The following is a 15,306-nucleotide window of genomic DNA, read 5'->3' on the forward strand; positions in this document are numbered from 1 at the left end:
TAAATTCGTACGTTTCCCGCTTCTCAGTGATCCTCAGCCGGTTTGCACTGCATCAACAGGGTTTCGGTGCCCTCTACACACACTTCGCCCCTTTGGTTAACAATTTGGAATCGCGATTTCACCGTTCCGCGATCACCCCGACTGGTCAGCCGGGTTTCCATGACCTTAATGTTTGCGGTAATCGTATCTCCGATGACCGTGGGGCCGGGAATTTTGAGATCCATACCCAGAAATCCCACCGTCGTACCATCCACAATGCCGAGTTTCTGTTTGAGGCCTGAATACATGGAAACCACCAGCAGTCCCTGGGCAATGCGTTGACCGAAGGGTTGACCTTTAGCGTACTCTTCGTCCGTGTGCATGGATGCGTTATCCCAGGACAATGCACTGAAAAGCACGATGTCGGCTTCGGATACTGTGCGCGAAGGCGTTGTATATTCCTCTCCTTCGACAAATTCTTCAAAATACTTGGCAGCCATTGCTTTAGCTCTTTTTGATGTACTGTTCCGGCAAGTCGCGCTCACCAACGCCCGTGTATTGCTGCATATGCGGCGGAACGATACGCAGCGGCACACCGTCTCTCAGCTCTTCTGAAATATGAGCGACCAGCGCCGGTGTGTAGCCAAGAACAGCGATTCCGGTAATCTCCACCGGAGTAAAACCGAGCTCAGCGCCGATGCAGGCGACACGAGCGGGCCAGTTGAGAGAGATCTCCCGTCCGATTTTGACTTCTGCCGCCTTGCGAATGGCCTCATAAATCCCTGAGTACTCGCCAATCAGGCCCAGTTCGTCCTGAACTTTCAGCAAGCTTTCGGCTCGCAGATCAGCATCTCGATAGTAGGGATGCCCAAGACCGGGTACCGCTTCTCCACGGTCCAGATAGCTGCTCACCACTTTTTCCGCAACTTCTTCGGCGCTCAGGTTTTCAGCCTTCATTTGCTGGTAGGCACTTTCGAGCAGTTCCCCGGCGAATTGCGGCGATACATAGGTTCGGCCCAGTGACAAGATACCCGCCGCGATACCGGGTATGGGCGAATCGGGCGATGCCGAGACAATGGTCCGGCCGGGTACGGTTACCATGCTGTTAAAGCCATAGTCGCCAATAGAGCAAAGCAGTGCGTCAACCATCTTACGCTGCTTGTCATCCGGCAACTCGCCGCGTATCACAAGATAGACCATTTCCGCGAAGGACATTTTGCTTTCAATCATGTCACACAGGCGGTAACCCCTGACGACAGAATTTCCGGTATCCGGATTCACCTGGCTGATACTGGTGGACCAATATTCATTCCAGTTTTTATTTTTGATGAATGAAAACAGTGATTTGCGCTTTTTCTTCGCCATGCCTAATCCTCTAAGAATCTGTCGAGGCGTTTACTCTGCAAGTTTTGTGGAATTGGCGGAATGTCAGGAACAGTACTTCGGCTTACCCAAACAATTCACTGAAGGTTTTGGCTAAGTCAAAGTACGGTTCCTAACATTCCAAAACCCAGAAACACCCAGCAGGCTGGTACCTTTGGCATTTGCTCAGAGGTCATCTTATGCGCACAATCGCGGCATCTCGAACGCTGTTATTCCTGTTGATCAGCGTCGCGATAACCATCGCCGTAGTCTCAGGATTGAGTTGGTTGAATCATTACAAACATGATGGGGAACTTCGCTTATCCGGCTTGAAACAACCCGTCAGCGTGGTTCGCGATGAAAAGGGAATGGCGTATATCTATGCACAGAACCACTGGGACGCAACACGGGCACAAGGCTTTATCACCGCCCAGGACCGCCTGTTCAGCATGGAGATGACCCGTCGTATGGTAACCGGTCGCCTCGCAGAAATAATGGGGGATACGGCCCTGAAAGCGGATATTGAGCAGCGGACTGTCGGTATTCACCGCGCGGCAAAAAAACATTTTGATCTTTTGAACGATCGCGACAAACGTTACCTGCAGCATTATGTCGATGGTATTAATGCCTATATCCAAACGAGATCCGAAGAACACCCCATCAAGCTCAACCTGGCCGGTATTGAACTTGAGCCCTGGACACCCGCAGACTCGCTGGCCATTTTTTATCTCTTCGGTTGGGGGAGTTCCTCCAACTTAAAAACCGAAATCATTAATCAGCTCTTGGTGGACAAGGTTGGATTAGACAAAGCACAACAGATATTCGCCTTGAACATCAATCCCGATGACGAAAATAAAACTGGTGCTGGCCCTGAAATCTCCCATAACTCCAATATGAGCTCACTCAACCTGATGGAATCATCCAGCCTCAACAGTTTTCTGGAGCAACACCCGCTTCAGTTGGGCAGTAACAATTGGTCTGTATCCGGAGAGCTCTCTGAGGGCGGTAAACCCATTGTCGCAAACGACCCCCATTTGAAATCCAATATACTGCCCGGACCTGCTTATCCCATGGCCATTATCACCCCGGAATATCGAATCGTCGGTTCCGGCATCGCGGGAATGCCAACGATGCTGATCGGCCGTACCGAGCATGTAGCTATCGGTGCCACAAATGGGTATGGCGACACACAGGATCTCTATGTAGAAACCATCGACCCGCAAAATCCGAGTCACTATCTGGAAGGGACTAAATCACTCCCTCTTGAAATCATTGAAGAGACATTTCGCGTAAAGGACGATCGTGAAGCCAGCGGTTACAGAAAGGTAAATCACAACATAAGACTCACCAGAAGAGGTCCGCTGGTTAGTGGTATTTTCGATGGTCTGAACACCGACAAGGCTCTGTCTATGCGCTGGTCCATGCTCGAAGCAATGGAACCTTCGATTGCCCTGGATGGCATTTTGTTTGCCCAGTCCGTCGACGATGTCAGGACGACGCTAAGCAGCAAAACCATGATATCGGCGAACTGGGTGTTTGCCGACATTCACGGAAACATCGGCTATCAGGCCAGTGGCAGAATTCCAATTCGCCGTCAGGGAGAAAGCTGGCTGCCCTACCCCGTTACCAGTGACAAAGATAACTGGATCGGCTGGATTCCCACTGAACATATGCCCCAAAGCGAAAACCCCTCCAGGGGCTGGGTAGGCACCGCTAACCAGAAGGTCGTTGGCGATGATTATCCCTACTACTATTCCTCTTATTTTTCCCACTCTTACCGGTATCAGCGCATGCGCGAGCTGTTGGATTCCCGCCGAATAATGAGCATTGATGATCATTGGCAATATCAGCGCGACACCAAGAACATGATGGCTGTGACCATCGCTCCGAGAATGGCCGAAGCTCTGCTAAAGCATCAAGACACGCTTGTCATGGGAAAGGTCCTCGACGAATGGAACCACCATGATGATATTGACCTGGCCGCGCCGGCCATTTTTCACAGTACTTATCAAGAGTTAGCCAAGCTGGTGTTTGAAGATGAATTGGGCGAAGAACTCGCTGCTCAAATGTTGGAAATCAGGTATCTGTGGCAGGAGCGACTGGAAAAGATGATTATGGACGCTCAATCCCCCTGGTTTGATATCACAACCAGCCGGGCATCGGAGGAAACCCTCGACGACCTTCTGTATCAGGCCGCCATAGCTGCCAAAAACTCCTTACAGGAAAAGATGGGCGAAGACCCGATGCAGTGGCGCTGGGGTGAAATCCATACCATTGAATTCAACAGCCCATTGCGTTCCAAAGGCTTTGGTAAAAGTCTGCTCGGCGCTGGTACTCATCCGTTCCCGGGGTCAGGCGAAACCATTCATCGTGCCGCTTTTGGCTTTGCTCAGCCGTTCGACACGAGTTTTTCCGCTTCATTGCGCATGATCGCTGACTTGAGTGACACCGAGAAGGTGCTCGCGGTAATACCCGGTGGTACCTCGGGCCGTTTATTCAGCCCTCACCGAGACGACCAGGTGCAGGCTTTCGTCACCGGTGAAAAGCGATATTGGTGGTTCAGCGACGAGAAAATCAGCCAACACGCCGTCAGTCGACTGGAGCTGATACCCTAAGCAGGTTAACCGCCTCGCACGAGAATGATTCGGCTAAGTCGAAGGATTGTTAGCAACATTCCTTATGGCCTCACAAACCTGCACATTATTGACTGCAAACCCTAAGCAGCATATAGGAAGCCACATGCACACAAAATTTTCGTCGGAAGACATTCAGTTTCGCGACGAGGTCAGGGCCTTTATGCGCGATGCCTACACACCGGATCTCGCGCGCCGCATCGCCTCGGACAAAACCTTTAAAGATGCCCAGGTGGAATGGGAGAAAAAGCTCTACGAGAAGGGCTGGATCGCTCCCCACTGGCCCAAGGAATACGGTGGCGCCGGCTGGAGTATCGCCCAGAAGTTCATCTACGAAAGTGAGCGCTCAGCAGTCGGTGCACCAGATGTGATGCCCTTTGGCCTGAAAATGCTGTCGTCCGTGATTCTGAAATTTGGCAGCGAAGCCCAGAAGCAGCGTTTTCTGCCAAAAATTCTGAGCAGCGACGAATGGTGGTGCCAGGGTTATTCGGAGCCCGGCGCCGGCTCAGATCTGGCCGCCCTCAAAACCAGTGCAGCACTGGACGGCGACGAGTACGTCGTCAATGGCCACAAGATCTGGACCAGCTACGCACACAATGCCGACTGGATCTTTTGTCTGGTCAGAACCAGCAAAGAAGAAAAACGCCAGCAGGGCATCAGCTTTCTGCTGATTGACATCAACACCCCGGGTATCACCATTCGCCCCATTGTCTCCATTGACGGTCGCCACACCTTGAATGAGGTCTTCTTCGACGACGTGCGCGTACCCAAAGAAAATATGGTGGGTGAACCCGGTAAAGGCTGGACCTACGCCAAAGCCCTGCTCACCCACGAGCGCTCCATGGCCGGCGTTGCCGACTCCAAACGCGACCTTGAACAAATACGCCAGTGGGCCAGCGAGGAAGTCAATGGCGGGCAGGCCCTGCTTGACGACCCCACGTTCAGTAAGCGCCTGACCGATGTGGAGATTGACCTGATGGCGCTGGAATTTACCGAACTGCGTTCTGTGGCCAAAGCCATGAAAGGCGAAGGCCCCGGCACCGAATCTTCAGTACTGAAAATCAAAGGTACGGAGATTCAGCAGGCCGTTCAGGAGCTGCGCATGGATATTGCCGGCTACTACGGCGCCGTGGTTCAAGGTGAGCTCAGCAGTCACGAGGTTGGTCACGACTTCGGCAGTTCCGCCCGCGAAAAGTACATGTACGGCCGGGCCGCCTCCCTCTACGGCGGTTCCAATGAAATTCAAAGGAACATTATCGCCAAATTTGTTTTGGGCCTTTAAGCCGTTTTGCTTTGTCACGACGGGTTTGGTTGGCCCCTGTAGCAGCGGGCTGCTACGGAATTGGTCAGGCCCCACGTGACAATGTAGGCGTAAGAGCCTTTTTAATCCGGAGTAAAAACATGGATTTCGATTTGAGTCCGGAGCAGCGCATGCTCCAGGAAAGCGTCTCGCGTTTTGTGCAAGACGCCTACGACTTTGAAACACGCACCAAGGTGATTGCAGCAGACGCCGGTAGCGACGACAAGCTCTGGCAACAGTTTGCCAGGTTGGGCTGGTTGGCGGTGCCCTTTGCCGAGGATCTCGGTGGCATCGGCGGCTCTGCCGTCGACCTGATGGTCATCATGGAAGAGTTCGGCAAAGGTCTGGTGGCCGAGCCTTACGTGGTGAACACGTTGCTGTTTGGAGGTCTGCTCGGTCAGAGCCAAAACCACAGTATATTTTCTTCATTGATCGAACGTATCATTGCTGGTGAACTGCAGGGCGCCTTCGCCTTTCTCGAACGCCAGAGCCGCTTCGAACTGTTCGACGTTACCACCAGGGCGGAAAAAGATGACAATCGCTTTATTCTCAACGGAGAAAAAACCCTGGTGATGAACGGCGCCGCTGCCGAGCAGATCATCGTCCTGGCCCGCACAGGTGGCAAGCAATGTCATGAGCTGGGCACGACCCTGTTTGTCGTAGACGCCAATGCTGAAGGTATCGAAAAAACCGGCGTCCGCCTGATGGATGGCCAGAAGGTCGCCAATATTCAATTCAATAATGTGGTGGTCTCCGCGCAGAGCATTGTCGGTGCCGTTGACCACGCCGCTCCCCTGGTGCGAGAGGTTGTCGCCCGCGCCTCTTTGGCCCTTTGCGCCGAAGCCGTGGGCATTATGGAAAAGCTCTACACCACCACCGTGGAATACACCAAGGTTCGCAAGCAATTCGGTGTTGCCATCGGTTCCTTTCAGACCCTGCAGCACCGCATGGCAGACATGTTTATCGAGTACGAACAAGCCAAATCCCTGCTCTATCGCACCGTGTGCTCAATCGACGAACAGGCCGACGATATTGAAAAGAACATCCTGGCACTGAAAGTCATGGTTGGCAGGGCCGGCAAATTGATCGGTGGTGACGCCATCCAGCTGCACGGTGGTATGGGCCTGACCGACGAGCTGGATGTCGGCCACTATGTCAAACGCCTGATGATGATCAACACTATGTTCGGCGACGCCGACTACAGCCAGAAGAAATTCGCGCAGATTATGGCTGCGTGATAAGGACGAGAGCATGACCCTCAGTATCAAAAAAGAAGAGATCGAAAATTACATTGGCTACGAAGCCGAACCCACGCCCTGGCACACGGTTACTCAAGATCAAATAGACCAGTTTGCCGAATGCACCCTGGACCGACAGTACATCCATGTGGACCCGGAAAAAGCCAAAGGCTCGCCGTTTGGCTCCACCATCGCCCACGGCTTTTTAACCCTGTCGATGCTGTCTCATTTCGCCGCGAGCTACAGCATTCTGATTGAAGACATGGTCATGGCGGTAAATTCCGGCTTTGACAAGATTCGCTTTCTGGCGCCGGTCAAGGTCGACAGTCGCATTCGCGGACGCGCCAAGTTCGTCGATATTCAGGAGAACGCCCCGGGACAGTTTCGCATCAAAACCGAAGTGTCGGTGGAGATCGAAGGTGAAGACAAACCCGCACTGATCGCCGAATGGATCACCGTACAGATCATCAGCTGACTTCATCGTGGTCATAACAGAATTCTTGAGGTAACTATGAATATCCGAATTAAAGACAAGGTAGAGTACGTCAGGAGCTTTCAAGATGTATGAATATAGAGCTCCCCTGCGGGACATCCGTTTTGTTCTGGAAGAATTACTGGACTGCGACTCGCACTACCAGTCGCTGCCCGGAGGCTCCCAGGTCAATCGCGAGTTGCGTGATGCAATTTTCAATGAAGCGGCAAAATTCTCCGAGCAGATTCTGGCTCCACTGCGCCGAAGTGGTGACGAGGAGGGCTGTAGCTGGAGTGAGTCTGGCGTCAGTACCCCAAGTGGTTTTATCGACGCCTATCGCCAGTATGTGGATGGCGGCTGGCCCGGCTTGAGCATGCCGGAAGAACTTGGCGGCCAGGGCTTGCCCTTGTCAGTCGATCTGGTGTGTGGTGAGTTTACCGGCCAGGCCAACCAGGCGTGGGCCATGTACCCCGGCCTCTCCTCCGGTTGCCGCATGACCATCAGCGCTCACGGTACCGAACAACAGCGGCAGACCTATCTGCCGAATATGGTGTCCGGCAATTGGACCGGCACCATGTGCCTGACAGAGCCCCAGTGCGGCAGCGACCTGAGTTTTCTGAAAACCCGGGCCGCCCCCAACGACGACGGCAGCTACGCGATCACCGGCACCAAGATATTTATCAGTGCCGGTGAACATGACATGGCAGAGAACATCGTTCACCTGGTACTGGCTCGTGTGCCGGGCGCACCTGAAGGCACCCGTGGCATCTCGCTGTTTATCGTACCCAAATTCCTGCCCACCGCTGATGGCCATTGCGGAGAACGCAACGCCGTACACTGTGGATCCGTCGAACACAAGATGGGCATCCACGCCAACGCCACCTGTGTGATGAATTTCGACGCTGCCAAAGGTTTTTTGTTAGGAGAACTCAACCGCGGCCTCAACGCGATGTTCACCTTTATGAACACCGCTCGTATTGGCACCGCATCCCAGGGTATGAACCACGCCGAGGTCGCCCTGCAGGGTGCTCTCAACTACGCCAAAGAGCGCGAAGCCGGTCGTTCCCTCTCCGGTGTAAAAGCGCCTGACCGCCCGGCTGACCCACTGATCGTACACCCGGACGTGCGCCGCATGCTGCTGACCATTCGCGCCTTTGCCGAGGGTGGTCGCGCGTTTGCACACTATCTGGCGCAACTGAGCGATCACGAATGGCAATCGCACGGCGACACCCAGAAGAACGCCAAAGACTTACTGGCCTTCCTCACGCCCATTGCCAAGGGCTTTATGACAGAAACGGGCCTGGAGGCGGCCAACCTGGGTATGCAGGTATATGGCGGCCATGGCTTTATCCGCGAGTGGGGCATGGAGCAAAACCTGCGCGATGCCAGAATCTCCACGCTCTACGAGGGCACCACCGGCATTCAATCCCTGGACCTGCTGGGTCGCAAAACCCTGGCCGATGGCGGAGCTTCGCTGCAGAACTTTATCGCCATTATCGAAGCGGACCTGCAAGATATGGACGAGCAGTTCTCACAACCCCTGACCGCACGGCTGCGTGAGTGGCAATCCCTGGCCAGCGTGATCGGCTCGCGGGTGCAGTCTGACCTGGACGAACTGGGCGCAGTGGCCGTAGACTACCTGATGTACAGCGGCTACGTGGTAATGGCCTGGTTTTGGGGTCGGATGGGAACCCTGGCTCTCGCCCGCCAGCAAGACGAAGCCTTCTACGCCATGAAACTGGCAACGGCGCAGTTTTACTTTGGCAAGCTGCTGCCGCGAACGCTGACCCATAAGGCCTGTATCGAAAGCGGTGTCAGCGCGATCATGAGCATTGACGATGAGCAATTCGCGCTTTTTTAACTCCGACGGGTAAATTCTCAACCCGGTGCCAGGGACATTCAGTCAAGCCGCCATAAGCGCTGGCGGCTTGACGACACATCCTCGAATGCCACACATTGCAGGTTATTAGACTAGTCTGATTGTTCGCGAATAAACTGTCGCAGTGCGTTCGGGAGACACCTGCCCAACGGCAACTCCGTCCCAATTACCCTGAGTACCCAAGGCATTGCACGTTTCCACGGGAACCAGCCAATCTCCATGGCGGATTCAGATGCTCTTTAGGATTCAGACCCTATCAAAGTGTTCAGTTAGGCGGTATCTCTTTGATTTAAGGAATAAATATCTCCTGCCTGCAAATGGTCATCGTAGAGGCTCTGGACGGATTATTCTACGGTATCAAGGCCGCGTACCCGACCGGAGTCGCAGAGGAGGGAACTGGCGTTGATGCCAGAAGAAAGCCCGTATGGGAGGGCAATAGTGGTCGTAATCTGGTTGATGAGGTTGCACGAGGGGGATAGCTTATTTCTGTCAGTAAATACTAACAGGCAGGTCATAACCCGAAGCGGAATGTTAGCTCTTTCTAATATAAAGCTGTCCCGCTGGACAAAATTTACACAAATTGTGACCTGAAACCCCAGGGCTGTAGAAACAGACCGCTGCAACGTGATATAACACCTCAAACTTATAGGGAATTAAGGTTTGACACTGATGCAAAGGGATTTCGCTTCCTGCCCCAAATTCCCATCTATTAATATTCGTCAGAGTGACATAGTTAATCGCGTCACGTGGACGTTGAATAAAATCGTTAGTTGCACATGAATAATCACATTAATCTCAGAGTCGAAGGATCGGAAGGCGGAACTCAACCCGTAGAGGTCGAGTCGATTTCGTCAAATGTATATCGCATCTTGTATTCTCCTGGGTTCGTGGAGGATGTGGCCGCTGGCGATATTATCCGGGTGACTGACGAGGAGACTGGTGCATTTGAAGTAATTGAATATGGCGGCAATGTTTCAGTAAAAATCTCTGATACTTCTCTAATCATTGAAAAGCTTTCTAAGATTGATCAGATATTGTCTAAAGTAAATGCGCGCCGAGATGGAAACCTAGAGCATGTCGCCGTCTGGACGATTCCCGCCGAGTCAGGGTTCGAGGCAATTGAGACATCAATAGCTAAAGCCTGTGAGCTACTAGAAGAGCCTGTTTGGTGGTATGGCAATGTATATGATTCGCAAAATAATCCAATTAACTGGTGGCGTTAGGTTCTTGTAACCTGAAATTATGAAATTCAATTGGAAAGAAAGTCGCGATTTTATTTATCTTCTGATAATGCTTGCTTCAGCCCCATACTGGTATACAGATAATGGCGGCGACCCTATTGATTCTGAAATTTGGTGGGGGCTATATTTAATAATCTTTGTTACCGCCTTCCCATTAGTGCTGGGTAAAGTGACTTTAAATTTATATCGCAGTGTTCGCTACTCAAGAAAAGAGCGGGAGACAATGAATAGCACGGGGTTTATTGCCACCTTAAGTGTTGGCTGGCTTATAATCATTCCTATAATTTTGTCCGTGTACAAGGATTTAACTCTGTGAACGTTAACAAGGCCAGCCAGAGGGGAAAAATAATCACTGCTTCGCTCTGGTTTTTCGGCCTCGGATGGCAGCGTTAATCTAAGTGTCTCCTTTTGGCACTATTGAGCCTCCTTGGTAAAGGAAAATTAAATTGAACGAATATGAAAAATCGGCAGGTAGACCACTAGAAATCATTGTTGGCATAATTTCGTTGGGTATTTCCATTATTCTTCTCCTGGCGTTTGGATTTCTTGTCTTAAAGGCCAATGTAGGATGGCCCATGCTCCTCGGTGGTCTTTTCCTGGGCCTGCTTTGCTATTGGTTTGGCAATATCGCCGTTCGCCTCTTTCTTAATAGGAAAAATTCTCAAGGAGGTCTCCTTTCATCTTCAGGACTTATGTTTTGGTGTGTATTTCTAGGATTGGGATCTGTAGGTATGGTAGTGATGGGAATTTGGGGGGGACAGTTAGGAACGGTACTAGGCGGGGCGGGCATGCTCATCGCATGCTGCTATGGTTGGCGTATAGGTTCGAATCGGAAAATGAAGGGAAAGAGCATTTAAATCAAACCGTCCGCTTGTGGCACAGTAGAGACTAACAAGTTTTTTAGAATATAGAATTATGAATATCGCATACCCATTCATACCAAAATCTACAAGCCGAATCGAACAGGGACAATTCTGGGCGGTTCCATTAGATAATGGCTATGGATGCGGAGTTGTTCTCGCCAAGCTATCGAACCAAGGAAAAATCGATACCAGACTATTCCTGGCAGGTCTACTTGATTGGTCCGGTACGGATGAGCCAACGCTGAGCAGTATAGAGAATGCGGTCGTTATAGAAAGAGGTTTTGCACACATAAAAAGTATCACTGAAACCGGCGGTAAAATCATAGATTCAGGCTATGTGGTATGTAATTTCTCTAAAGAGGTGGAAGACACGGACTCCATAAGCACCTGGGGTTACCATTTTATTTCAAAGTTGGCAGCTAAGAATGCAGAAGCCACTAAGTAAAACTAACCCGTTTCTCTGGATCAGAACACGGGATCTGACTGCTTATTTCGAGATTGTTCAGTGGCCGCTTCTGGCACATCAGAGGCGGAGCGATGGTTAAAGAAGGGATTTGTGAATGACAGAAATAGTAAATTGCAGTGAACACGGGCCAAATCAAGCTTGCATGATTTGCTGTCATCTAGCAAAAGAGAACGGAAAGGAGTTTGCACACGTACTCGTAGAGCCAGATGACGATGACATGGAAACTGCAATGTGCGTTGACTGTGAAGCTCACTTACTAAGCTCAGACGGATGGACCGAAGAACTAAACGAATTTGCAAAATGGAAGATTTATTGCAGACAATGCTTCGAACAAACTTTGAAAAATCATTACCTCGTAGCGGAAGGGTACATGAAGTAGATGTTCATCGCACATATGCCATCCGTACTGAGTACACAGTGTTGAAACTATCCGGTTTTGGCACTATACCGCCGTACTGGTTAGGCACCAATCATGAAATTTGAATCACACTTTCGTTATCAGAAGATGTTAGAACTCCCGTCAGGGGAAATTCGGCCTCTGTTGAGCGAGATCAAGAGTATAATCGAGACACGATTAAAACAGACATTATCCGAGTTTGACGATACAGCCAGCACTCCAAATCAGGGTGCGATAGATAACCAGTTTGTTCGAGATAGAAAGAAGCGTACAGCTTACTTCGACGCTATTGAGGCAATCGCAGAAGAACTCAATGAGTTGGGGCACCGATTGCTACCACTGGATCAAGATAATGACATCGATTTTGATTCAACTAGTGTATCTTGGGCTACAAACTGGATGAGCGACTCGCCTTTCGGGTTAGACTTAGAGATATCACCGAGCAAGGCTCAGGTTCTATGGGTGGTATCACCAAATCCTTAGTAAAGTCAGTCCTAGTCGAGAGCGCAACAGTGCGCACGGGCCATATTCGCATTGTGATGTACTGTCCGCAAATGGCACATTAAGGAATGCATAAGGCAAAAAAATCGGTTACCCCATATGAAAATCGTCGCTTTTTTCTTATTGCTTATATTTTTCTACAGCTCTGCTTATGCGTGCCCAATTGACCCTTGGTATCGTGTTGCAAACAACTATGAGAACTTCCTAGAAAATGCAGATGTTGTTTTCCTAGGAAAGCTTGATACCTACGAAATGGAAAGTGAACTCAAACAAATAGCAACGTTCATAATAATCAAGGGATTTAAAGGTGATCTTAAATTTGGCGAAAAGATTGTTGTTAAAAATCACCACAATACCAGTTGTTCGCGGCAGTTCCATCCACCGGGAGCCGCCTTTTATGTGTTCGCCAACAATGTGGATTCTGGTAGTTATATCATAGACGGCTATGCAACGTTCGTCCCAATGAGCGTTGCACTTGAAACAAATATGGGGCTAAAGTAAGAAGTATAATGATAGCAGGAAGTACTGAGAACAGAGTCCGATTTTGGCACCATTGAGACACTTTTTATCTGCTACTCCTAAAAAGGAAGCAGCATGAAATACACGTTCAATCTGTTAATCCTCATGGTTTCATTGATACCTCTCATGACAACTGCTTGTGAGCTTCATCTTGCTGGGAAATGGAAATTAAATTTTGAATACTATTTAGACTCTATTTCAGAAGGTGATCCAGATGTTAAGCAGAGATTGAGTGATATCTGGGATGGTCAGCCATTCATAAAGATTTCACTTGATGATACTAAAGGGAAATACGCTCAAAAATGGGCAGGCGGATGGAGCAGTTTCAATTTCGATTATCGAATATCTCCTGGTGAAAGTGATTCTTGTGAGTTTACATTTACCGCCTACACTGGCAACGAAGAAATAACGACCGAAGCCATGAAGATCTGGGTTACTCCCGAAGGATTTTGCCAACGCCCTTTGGTTAACGCTAAGATTACCGATTGCTATCTCAAAGACGGAGAACAGTGATTCGATTCAGTCCGATACCAGCACTACTGCAACAGCCGACATCGACGACAGGATACAACGGCAGCAATAAGTGGGCCTATGACAAGCGAATTCCTGTCGACTATCTAATGGAAATGGATTGTGATAAATAAAAATAAGGATTTATCAATATTTTTTGAAAGTTGAGGCTTTTATGTGGCTAGCTCGTAACTCATGGTTAGCATTATTTGGTTTAATGGCCGCTGATGCACCAGTTTCAAGTGATTCAGCTGCTCTGGCGTTGGTTAAATTGAATCCATCCACAAATGACATTGTAGTGACGCACTGATCGCGCAGCCCGTATAGCAATAAACAACATAAGAGGCAAAATGGATATCGCGCTAATACAGATAATTGCGATAGTTGCCGGCGGAGTAGCGATATTTGCCATCGCTAGGCTGTCCCGAAAGTCTCACGATAGGCAATACGGAAAACCTTCTTTCAAGGATAAGCTTAGATTTGCCTCAATCTTTGTCTGTACACTTGGGTTTATGCTTTCCGCAGTTGTATTCTTTCCCATGCTCGCGGCAATTCTGATTGCCGCAATCATCTCCTGCAGCTATTTAGGAATCATAGATGAGAAGCCTGGTGTCTATAGGGATGTTATGTATTCCGCGACAATTTGCTCTTTAATTTCAGGCTTTTTGGGCCTGGTAATCCATGCCAGGTGAAAGGGTGATATATGTATCCTTTTGTAAGTTGTTACTGAATGTGGAATCAGTGTTGGACGGCTGACGTGCTCGAGTAATTTGACTATACTTGTCGAGGTTGGAGTACAGTGGAGTGGAATGGTAGAGCCAAGCTTGATGACTGGGCATCCAAGCTTAAGGAGCAGAAATGAAAGTCTATGTGACAAGCGTATTTGTTGATGACCAGGCAAGGGCACTTGATTTTTACACCAACATCCTCGGCTTTGAGAAAAAAACCGATCTTCCTGTAGGTGATTTTAGATGGCTTACAGTGACAGGAAAGGACGACCCTAGCGGCACGGAGCTACTGCTGGAGCCCAGCAATCATAGGGCAGTTCCCGGGTTCAAGGCTGCGCTCGTTGCGGACGGCATACCGGCGGCATCGTTTAAAGTTGATGACCTGAGGGCGGAATATCGACGGCTTCATGGTCTGGGCGTTGAATTTGTTCAAGAGCCGATGGTAGCAGGAGATGTAACAATGGCTGTGTTCAATGATACCTGTGGCAATTTGATACAGATTATCGAGATGAAATCCGATAATTAATGGTCCAAGCGATGAGGTAAAGGTCAATATTGAATACATTTAATAATTTCGATAACAAATTTATATTAACGTCAAATTGACGCCAAAAACCACATTGTTAGAATAAGACGTATCAATTCTGTAAAAGGCAACCCCAATTGAAAAGATGGGGGCGCAAAGCTACCGGTCTAAGGGGTATCTACTCTATGACAGCGGGGTCGCCAGAAGTCATTATCCTTCGTTCGAAGGATAGGTCTTTGCCCCTGTTACAACCGAGTAGGTACGCACGAAGTTTTACTGAGGGCACAAGGATGGCAAAAATCATAATTGTAGACGACAGTGTCACTGTCCGGAATATGGTCTCTTCGATTTTAAAGCGTGACGGACACGAGGTATCTGAATCCCAGGATGGACGTCGAGCTTTCACCATTGCACGCAAGTCGCAGTTCGATCTCGTCTTGACCGATTTGATCATGCCGGGGTGCAGCGGTATCGATCTACTGCGGAAGTTAAAGCAACTCCAACGCTATACCCAGGTGCCGGTTTTATTGATGTCCACAGACAACCAGGAGAAAACCAAGGCAGAGGGAAGAGTGGCCGGTGCTGCAGGGTGGATTACCAAACCGTTTGATCCGGCGAAATTGCGCTCTACGGTCAACTATCTTCTACAGGATCAACCCGGGTAATTGACGTCAGACAGCCGGCCTGTTTAG

At 49.8% G+C, this 15,306-nt stretch carries 17 protein-coding genes and 1 riboswitch; of the genes, 15 read left to right on the forward strand and 2 right to left on the reverse strand.

The window, feature by feature from the left end:
• Positions 1–23: 23 nt before the first annotated feature.
• Together HBA55_RS19045 and HBA55_RS19050 are read right to left on the reverse strand one after the other, a co-directional pair.
• The gene (locus tag HBA55_RS19045) at positions 24–479 is read right to left on the reverse strand and encodes a MaoC/PaaZ C-terminal domain-containing protein (RefSeq protein WP_166994711.1); all 456 of its coding nucleotides are present in this window, start codon (positions 477–479) and stop codon (positions 24–26) included.
• Positions 480–483: 4 nt separating this feature from the next.
• On the reverse strand, positions 484–1,344 hold the full coding sequence (locus tag HBA55_RS19050; protein WP_166994712.1) for a citrate/2-methylcitrate synthase: 861 nt from the start codon (positions 1,342–1,344) through the stop codon (positions 484–486).
• A 197-nt stretch (positions 1,345–1,541) separates the two neighbouring features.
• On the opposite strand from HBA55_RS19050, the gene HBA55_RS19055 reads away from it, so the two are divergent.
• From HBA55_RS19055 to HBA55_RS19125, 15 genes are all read left to right on the forward strand, one after another.
• Entirely contained in the window at positions 1,542–3,956 is a 2,415-nt protein-coding gene (locus HBA55_RS19055) for a penicillin acylase family protein (RefSeq protein WP_166994714.1), read from the forward strand.
• A 124-nt stretch (positions 3,957–4,080) separates the two neighbouring features.
• On the forward strand, positions 4,081–5,256 hold the full coding sequence (locus tag HBA55_RS19060) for an acyl-CoA dehydrogenase family protein (protein WP_166994716.1): 1,176 nt from the start codon (positions 4,081–4,083) through the stop codon (positions 5,254–5,256).
• 119 nt (positions 5,257–5,375) lie between these two features.
• Positions 5,376–6,512: an acyl-CoA dehydrogenase family protein gene (locus tag HBA55_RS19065; RefSeq protein WP_166994718.1), complete on the forward strand. Its 1,137-nt coding sequence runs from the start codon at positions 5,376–5,378 to the stop codon at positions 6,510–6,512.
• A gap of 13 nt (positions 6,513–6,525) precedes the next feature.
• Positions 6,526–6,987, forward strand: coding sequence for a MaoC family dehydratase (locus tag HBA55_RS19070; RefSeq protein WP_166994720.1), 462 nt, complete (start codon positions 6,526–6,528; stop codon positions 6,985–6,987).
• Between the two features lie 85 nt (positions 6,988–7,072).
• Positions 7,073–8,845 carry an acyl-CoA dehydrogenase C-terminal domain-containing protein gene (locus tag HBA55_RS19075; RefSeq protein ID WP_166994722.1) on the forward strand — a complete coding sequence of 591 codons (1,773 nt, stop codon included), beginning with the start codon at positions 7,073–7,075 and terminating at the stop codon, positions 8,843–8,845.
• A gap of 794 nt (positions 8,846–9,639) precedes the next feature.
• On the forward strand, positions 9,640–10,086 hold the full coding sequence (locus HBA55_RS19080; protein ID WP_166994724.1) for a DUF4265 domain-containing protein: 447 nt from the start codon (positions 9,640–9,642) through the stop codon (positions 10,084–10,086).
• A 19-nt stretch (positions 10,087–10,105) separates the two neighbouring features.
• A complete protein-coding gene (locus tag HBA55_RS19085) occupies positions 10,106–10,420 on the forward strand; it encodes a hypothetical protein (RefSeq protein WP_166994726.1) in 315 nt (104 codons plus the stop codon).
• Between the two features lie 130 nt (positions 10,421–10,550).
• Complete coding sequence (locus HBA55_RS19090) at positions 10,551–10,961, forward strand: hypothetical protein (protein ID WP_166994728.1); 411 nt, start codon at positions 10,551–10,553, stop codon at positions 10,959–10,961.
• Between the two features lie 58 nt (positions 10,962–11,019).
• The gene (locus HBA55_RS19095) at positions 11,020–11,412 is read left to right on the forward strand and encodes an Imm26 family immunity protein (protein ID WP_166994225.1); all 393 of its coding nucleotides are present in this window, start codon (positions 11,020–11,022) and stop codon (positions 11,410–11,412) included.
• A gap of 493 nt (positions 11,413–11,905) precedes the next feature.
• On the forward strand, positions 11,906–12,313 hold the full coding sequence (locus HBA55_RS19100) for a hypothetical protein (protein WP_166994730.1): 408 nt from the start codon (positions 11,906–11,908) through the stop codon (positions 12,311–12,313).
• Positions 12,314–12,430: 117 nt separating this feature from the next.
• Complete coding sequence (locus tag HBA55_RS19105) at positions 12,431–12,832, forward strand: hypothetical protein (protein ID WP_166994732.1); 402 nt, start codon at positions 12,431–12,433, stop codon at positions 12,830–12,832.
• 93 nt (positions 12,833–12,925) lie between these two features.
• Entirely contained in the window at positions 12,926–13,363 is a 438-nt protein-coding gene (locus HBA55_RS19110) for a hypothetical protein (protein WP_166994734.1), read from the forward strand.
• Positions 13,364–13,710: 347 nt separating this feature from the next.
• Positions 13,711–14,052: a hypothetical protein gene (locus HBA55_RS19115; protein WP_166994736.1), complete on the forward strand. Its 342-nt coding sequence runs from the start codon at positions 13,711–13,713 to the stop codon at positions 14,050–14,052.
• 166 nt (positions 14,053–14,218) lie between these two features.
• A complete protein-coding gene (locus HBA55_RS19120) occupies positions 14,219–14,614 on the forward strand; it encodes a VOC family protein (protein ID WP_166994738.1) in 396 nt (131 codons plus the stop codon).
• 116 nt (positions 14,615–14,730) lie between these two features.
• Positions 14,731–14,819, forward strand: a riboswitch (cyclic di-GMP riboswitch).
• An 85-nt stretch (positions 14,820–14,904) separates the two neighbouring features.
• Positions 14,905–15,279: a response regulator gene (locus tag HBA55_RS19125; protein ID WP_166994740.1), complete on the forward strand. Its 375-nt coding sequence runs from the start codon at positions 14,905–14,907 to the stop codon at positions 15,277–15,279.
• Positions 15,280–15,306 lie beyond the last annotated feature (27 nt).

The sequence above is a fragment of the Pseudomaricurvus alkylphenolicus genome, from assembly GCF_011683955.1.
Classification (GTDB): domain Bacteria; phylum Pseudomonadota; class Gammaproteobacteria; order Pseudomonadales; family Cellvibrionaceae; genus Pseudomaricurvus; species Pseudomaricurvus alkylphenolicus.

Bases quoted from the DNA above. Each gene is read 5' to 3' on its own strand.
- HBA55_RS19045 (WP_166994711.1), bottom strand. From the start codon at position 479: ATGGCTGCCAAGTATTTTGAAGAATTTGTCGAAGGAGAGGAATATACA.
- HBA55_RS19050 (WP_166994712.1), bottom strand. From the start codon at position 1,344: ATGGCGAAGAAAAAGCGCAAATCACTGTTTTCATTCATCAAAAATAAA.
- HBA55_RS19055 (WP_166994714.1), top strand. From the start codon at position 1,542: ATGCGCACAATCGCGGCATCTCGAACGCTGTTATTCCTGTTGATCAGC.
- HBA55_RS19060 (WP_166994716.1), top strand. From the start codon at position 4,081: ATGCACACAAAATTTTCGTCGGAAGACATTCAGTTTCGCGACGAGGTC.
- HBA55_RS19065 (WP_166994718.1), top strand. From the start codon at position 5,376: ATGGATTTCGATTTGAGTCCGGAGCAGCGCATGCTCCAGGAAAGCGTC.
- HBA55_RS19070 (WP_166994720.1), top strand. From the start codon at position 6,526: ATGACCCTCAGTATCAAAAAAGAAGAGATCGAAAATTACATTGGCTAC.
- HBA55_RS19075 (WP_166994722.1), top strand. From the start codon at position 7,073: ATGTATGAATATAGAGCTCCCCTGCGGGACATCCGTTTTGTTCTGGAA.
- HBA55_RS19080 (WP_166994724.1), top strand. From the start codon at position 9,640: ATGAATAATCACATTAATCTCAGAGTCGAAGGATCGGAAGGCGGAACT.
- HBA55_RS19085 (WP_166994726.1), top strand. From the start codon at position 10,106: ATGAAATTCAATTGGAAAGAAAGTCGCGATTTTATTTATCTTCTGATA.
- HBA55_RS19095 (WP_166994225.1), top strand. From the start codon at position 11,020: ATGAATATCGCATACCCATTCATACCAAAATCTACAAGCCGAATCGAA.
- HBA55_RS19100 (WP_166994730.1), top strand. From the start codon at position 11,906: ATGAAATTTGAATCACACTTTCGTTATCAGAAGATGTTAGAACTCCCG.
- HBA55_RS19105 (WP_166994732.1), top strand. From the start codon at position 12,431: ATGAAAATCGTCGCTTTTTTCTTATTGCTTATATTTTTCTACAGCTCT.
- HBA55_RS19110 (WP_166994734.1), top strand. From the start codon at position 12,926: ATGAAATACACGTTCAATCTGTTAATCCTCATGGTTTCATTGATACCT.
- HBA55_RS19115 (WP_166994736.1), top strand. From the start codon at position 13,711: ATGGATATCGCGCTAATACAGATAATTGCGATAGTTGCCGGCGGAGTA.
- HBA55_RS19120 (WP_166994738.1), top strand. From the start codon at position 14,219: ATGAAAGTCTATGTGACAAGCGTATTTGTTGATGACCAGGCAAGGGCA.
- HBA55_RS19125 (WP_166994740.1), top strand. From the start codon at position 14,905: ATGGCAAAAATCATAATTGTAGACGACAGTGTCACTGTCCGGAATATG.